Consider the following 5,416-nt stretch of genomic DNA (forward strand, 5'->3'; position numbering starts at 1 on the left):
GCAGGCTTTTTTACATCAGTAATCATCGAACCGTAGCCCGTCCAGGCGGAGCGCCGCCGGGAACCGGAATTACCTTACCCGAAGAACATCACCGACACGCACAGCAGACCGACAATCAGCGTAATCAGGCTACCAATAGAACGGTAAGGCTTGAGCGACGGAATCAGGTAGGTCGACAGCGTCGGCATGATAAACAGAATCATGGCAATCAGCGGGCCGCTGATGGCGTAGATCATTGAGATAGCGTTCGGGTTAATGCAGCAGACGATAAAGGTCACCGCCGACACCAGCAGGATAGATAGCCCGCGGTTAAAGGAACGGCTTTTGCGAACGCCAACCTGGTTCAGCGAGGATTTCACCATCTCGCTCGCCCCTTCAATCACCCCAAAATAGGTGCCGAGGAACGATTTCGACATTGCCACTACGGCGACCACAATTCCGGAAATCGACAGCCAGCTCGGTGAGTTCGGCATCATCGACAGCGCAGAAAGAATGGTTACGCCTTCGGCCTTCGCCGTGTTGATATAGGACGGCGGAATCGACATCAGGCAACTGAACACGAAGAACAGCACGCTCAGGCAGATGACAAGATATGCCACCTTCATGATTTTTTTGCATTTACCCATGGCCTGCTCGCCATATTTCTCCCGCCGGTCAATAGCGAAGGTGGAGATAATCGGCGTATGGCTAAAAGCGAAAACCATCACGGGAATGGATAACCACACCTGGTGCAGCGTATGCGTGCTGACTTCCATCTGCGTGGTCAGCAGCGACGGCTGCCAGCTTCCGGTCAGGTAGATAGACAGGAACAGGAAGTAGGCAATCAGCGGGAAGACCAGCATGCCCATCACTTTGATGGTCGTCTGACGACCCGTCAGGAAGATCAGGTTCAGCAACAGTACAACGCCAAGACTCACTAACGCTCGCGTGGTGAGGTCGACCGGCATGTGGTGACCAATTTGCTCGGTGAGCGAGTTGGTAATGGCGACCGCGTAAATCAATACCACCACGAAGAAGGCCACGAAGTAGAGCGTGGTAATCAGGTTACCGATCTTCTTGCCGTAATAGTGGCTGACGGCACCGGTAATACCCACGCTTGCCGGGGTGTTAGCAGACAGGATGAACTGACATAAGGCGCGATGCGGCCAGTAGGTCAGGGGCCAGGCGACGAGGGCGGTAATAAACAGCACCACGGCACCGGCGGCGCCAAGCTGGATGGGCAGGAAAAGGGTCCCCGCGCCGACGGCTGTGCCATATAGGGCAAAGCTCCATAGCGTCTCTTCTTTAGACCAAATTTTAGACATTATCTGAATATATCAACCATAAAACCAAAAAAATGGCGGATAATTTACCATAATTAGCTTTTCGTGTGGCTGAACATTTTCAGACCGATTGTTATCGGCCTGAAAAGCAGATTAATTTTGCGCGTAAAGGTTCTGTTGACGGCGCTTGATAATGCGCTCGCGCAGCATGTCGTACACCCAGTTGTAGAGCATGGTGTAGGGCAGGAAGAACAGGAAGAAACCAATCTCCAGCGTGAGGGCCTGCAGAAGCGTTACGCCCAGCACCCACGACACGATGCTTACCCCGATAACGATAAATCCGCACTCAAAGCCGAGCGCATGCAGCGCACGAACCTTAGCGGTACGGATAACACGGGTTACCGGCCAGAAGCGGTCGAATCCGGCGTTATAGATGATATTCCAGATCATCGCGGTGGTGGCCAGAATCACCGTTAGCCCGCCCATTTCAAGTACGGAGCGCTGCATCAGGTAGGCCGCGGTAGGGGCGAGGATCGCGGTGGCGATCCCCTCAAAGCACACGGCATGGAAGATACGCTCCGGGAGTTTTCTGCGATGTAATGAATCGTTTTGCATTTTGTGACCTTTGATTTATGGAAGGCAATAGTGCGCATTTTATGGATAAATATGATAAGTAAAAGATAGAAACCATCGATAAAGTAGATACATCATGCGCTATTCTCCCGAAGCCCTGACGGCGTTTGTCGAAACCGTCTCCTGCGGCTCTTTCTCAGCGGCGGCGCGTCGTCTGCGAAAGAGTCAATCGACCATCAGCACCGCCATCGCGCATCTGGAGGCGGATCTCGGCGTGACGCTGTTCGATCGCTCCACGCGCCAGCCGCTGCTCACCGCCGAAGGACAGCGGGTGCTGAGCTACGTGCAGGCCATTCTGAGCGCCAGCGAACGGTTGGATGAGCTGGCGGTGTCGCTGAGCGGCGAGACCGAGGCGCGGCTCACCTTCGTGCTTTCCGATACGCTGCATCCGGATGTGCTTGAAGATCTGCTGGCCCAGTTTGACCGCCGCTTCCCGCATACGGAGTTTGAGTGCCTGGTAGGGGAAGATGACGACGTCGTCGATCTCCTGCAAAAAGGACGTGCGCAGGTGGGGTTGATTGAAGCGCGGGATAGCTATCCTACCGATATTGGCCATACCCGATTGCCGATGCAGACGCGCATGGCGATTTACGTGTCGCCTACGCATCCCCTGGCCGCCGAGCGGGGGCTGGAGTGGGAGCAGTTGAGCACCTGGCGTGAGCTGCGGCTCAACACCTATCTGGAAAACCACACCACGCCAGCGCGCGGGCCTGTGTGGTCTGCGCCAAACTATCTGATGCTGCTGAGCATGGCAGCACAGGGGCTTGGCTGGTGCGCGTTGCCCTGTGCGCTGGTGGATGAATTTGCGCGGTCCGCAGAGCTGACTATGCTGGATATTGTGGGCTGGCCAATTTCGGTATCAACCGATCTGCTTTGGCATAAGGCCTCACCGCTGGGCGCTGCGGGAAGCTGGTTGCGACAGTATCTACAGCAGGTTTCCGCCTAGCGGATTTGATATGAATTTCCTTTGTGATAAAACTCACTTTTTTTAAACAATTACGAAAATAGTTGATAACAATCATCTACTATACGCGGATAAATTTGCGCTGAGGTCGAGATGAAAGACGTCGTTATCGTAGGTGCTGTCCGCACGCCCATAGGCTGTTTTCAAGGGGCGCTTGCCCGTCATTCTGCCGTGGAGTTGGGGAGCCTGGTGATTAATGCTCTGGTTGAGCGTAGCGGCATTTCTGCCGCGACGATTGACGAGGTGATCATTGGTCAGGTGCTGACAGCGGGGACCGGACAAAACCCGGCACGACAGTCTGCGATTAAAGGCGGTCTACCCAATACCGTTTCGGCTATCACCATCAATGACGTTTGCGGCTCGGGGTTGAAGGCGCTGCACCTGGCGACACAGGCGATTCAGTGCGGTGAAGCCGACGTGGTGATTGCCGGTGGGCAAGAAAACATGAGCCGTGCTCCGCACGTGCTAACCGACAGCCGTACCGGCGCTCAGCTTGGCAACAGCCAGCTTATCGACAGCCTGGTGCACGACGGCCTGTGGGATGCTTTCAACGACTACCATATGGGCGTGACGGCAGAGAATCTGGCGCGGGAATACGGTATCAGCCGCGAACAGCAGGATGCCTGGGCGCTCAGTTCCCAGCATAAAGCCCGCAGAGCTATCGACTCCGGACGTTTTCGCGATGAAATTGTGCCGGTAGTGAATCCGCAGCCGGGCGGCCCGCGAATTGTCGACACCGACGAGCAACCGCAAACTGATGCCAGCGCCGAAGCGCTGGCTCGCCTTGTTCCCTCTTTTGATCATGCAGGGTCGGTAACCGCGGGCAACGCGTCGTCGATTAATGATGGCGCGGCGGCGGTGCTGATGATGAGCGAAAGCAAAGCGCTGGAGCTCGGGCTGCCGATCCTGGCGCGGATCCGCGCGTTTGCCAGCGTCGGTGTCGATCCTGCATTGATGGGGATTGCACCGGTTTATGCCACTCGTCGCTGTCTTGAACGTGCTGGCTGGCAGTTGAGCGATGTGGATTTAATTGAAGCCAATGAAGCTTTTGCAGCGCAGGCCATTTCGGTGGGCAAAATGCTGGAGTGGAACGAACAGAAGGTGAACGTGAACGGCGGAGCGATTGCATTGGGGCACCCTATCGGTGCTTCAGGCTGCCGTATCCTGGTTTCACTGGTTCACGAAATGGTGAAACGTGATGCCCGCAAAGGGCTTGCCACGTTGTGCATTGGTGGTGGTCAGGGCGTTGCGCTGGCCGTGGAACGAGATATTCAGTAATAACGCTTTAGCTTCCTCGTAATTACCCTATCCCAGAAAGGCCTCAACAGAGGCCTTTTTTGTTTCTCTGCACTGAGTTACGCGAACATCGCTGTGATTTTGTCTAGTTCATTCCTTTATGAATTTATGTTTATTTGTGTCGGTTGTAAATCTTATGCATGAGAAGATGCTTAGTCGAATTATTAGTTAAACATAAATTATTACTATTGCTAAGAATAACGTACGTTATTTTTATTCGAATAACTCATTGAAAATATTGTATTTTATTTTTATAAAATAAAAGTATGTGATCCGTATTATATTTTTTGCGGCTAGTTTCTATTTTTTGTTGAGCTTTATCACGTCCTCCTTGTGCCACTTTTTCTGAAACAAATAATTACGATTCTGATCACTAAAATGCATATCCGGAAAAAATAAAATCAAATTTCATAAAAAAGAAACATAATTTTAATTGAGGGATGGCAAATGTTTAAGAAAACTCTGGCCCTGGCCGTATTAACTGGCATGTCTTTCGCTGCTTCGGCGGTTACCGTTGACCTGCGTCATGAATATATTGACAGCGGATCTAACGCGGACCGTGTTGCGGTGTCTCATCGCTTTGATAATGGTCTTGGTTTTGGCGTGGAAGCAAAGTGGAAGACGGGCGGTGATACTGATAAGCAGGATCGTCCGTTTAACGAAATCGTCGGTAATGGTCATGAAGAGTCCATTAACTGGCGCTGGAAGGCGACGGATAATTTTGCCTTGAACCCAGGCTTTAACATTGAAAGTAAAGACAGCTTCTCAATCTACAAACCTTATCTGCATGCGCAGTACAGCTTTGATAACGGTTTCTATGTTGCGGCTCGTTACCGTTATGAATATACCCGTGTACCGGCAAGCGGCGGCGTTGACGATAAAGTCAATAAAGTGGATACCTGGGTTGGTTGGGCGATGGGCGACTGGCGCGTAGAGCTGAACTATGTGTACGCGCGTAGTACGGTGGCCGACGATCAGCATAAGAGCCTGTATCGTAACGACAACAAACCGTACAGCACCGAATATAACGGCAAGCTGGCGTATAAATGGGATAAGAACTGGTCTCCGTACTTTGAAGTGGGCAACGTGGGTGTGAAATCTACCGATGAGCGCCAGACCCGTTTACGTGTCGGTGTGGCTTATTCCTTCTAAATAAATTCGGACCCTTATCCGTTTTTCCCCCGGAGCATTTGGCCGGGGGTTTTCGTTTTTGTGGGGGCTCTTATCTAAAAGGCGTGAATGCTCAGAAAGGCACAATGTA

At 52.5% G+C, this 5,416-nt stretch carries 5 protein-coding genes; 3 read left to right on the forward strand and 2 right to left on the reverse strand.

All coding sequences use genetic code 11. From position 1 onward, the window contains the following. Positions 1-74: 74 nt before the first annotated feature. Positions 75-1,304 (reverse strand): amino acid permease, encoded by a 1,230-nt coding sequence (locus GKAS_RS22490; RefSeq protein ID WP_035897649.1) that lies wholly within the window; start codon positions 1,302-1,304, stop codon positions 75-77. A gap of 111 nt (positions 1,305-1,415) precedes the next feature. After that, positions 1,416-1,877: a multidrug/biocide efflux PACE transporter gene (locus GKAS_RS22495; protein ID WP_035897650.1), complete on the reverse strand. Its 462-nt coding sequence runs from the start codon at positions 1,875-1,877 to the stop codon at positions 1,416-1,418. 94 nt (positions 1,878-1,971) lie between these two features. Between GKAS_RS22495 and GKAS_RS22500 the strand changes: the two genes are divergently transcribed. From GKAS_RS22500 to GKAS_RS22510, 3 genes are all read left to right on the forward strand, one after another. Beyond that, on the forward strand, positions 1,972-2,841 hold the full coding sequence (locus tag GKAS_RS22500) for a LysR family transcriptional regulator (RefSeq protein WP_035897651.1): 870 nt from the start codon (positions 1,972-1,974) through the stop codon (positions 2,839-2,841). Positions 2,842-2,952: 111 nt separating this feature from the next. Continuing rightward, the gene (locus GKAS_RS22505) at positions 2,953-4,137 is read left to right on the forward strand and encodes an acetyl-CoA C-acetyltransferase (RefSeq protein ID WP_035897652.1); all 1,185 of its coding nucleotides are present in this window, start codon (positions 2,953-2,955) and stop codon (positions 4,135-4,137) included. Between the two features lie 465 nt (positions 4,138-4,602). Next, positions 4,603-5,307, forward strand: coding sequence for an oligogalacturonate-specific porin KdgM family protein (locus GKAS_RS22510; protein ID WP_035897654.1), 705 nt, complete (start codon positions 4,603-4,605; stop codon positions 5,305-5,307). The last annotated feature ends 109 nt before the right edge of the window (positions 5,308-5,416 follow it).

Source organism: Kluyvera ascorbata ATCC 33433 (assembly GCF_000735365.1).
GTDB lineage: Bacteria > Pseudomonadota > Gammaproteobacteria > Enterobacterales > Enterobacteriaceae > Kluyvera > Kluyvera ascorbata.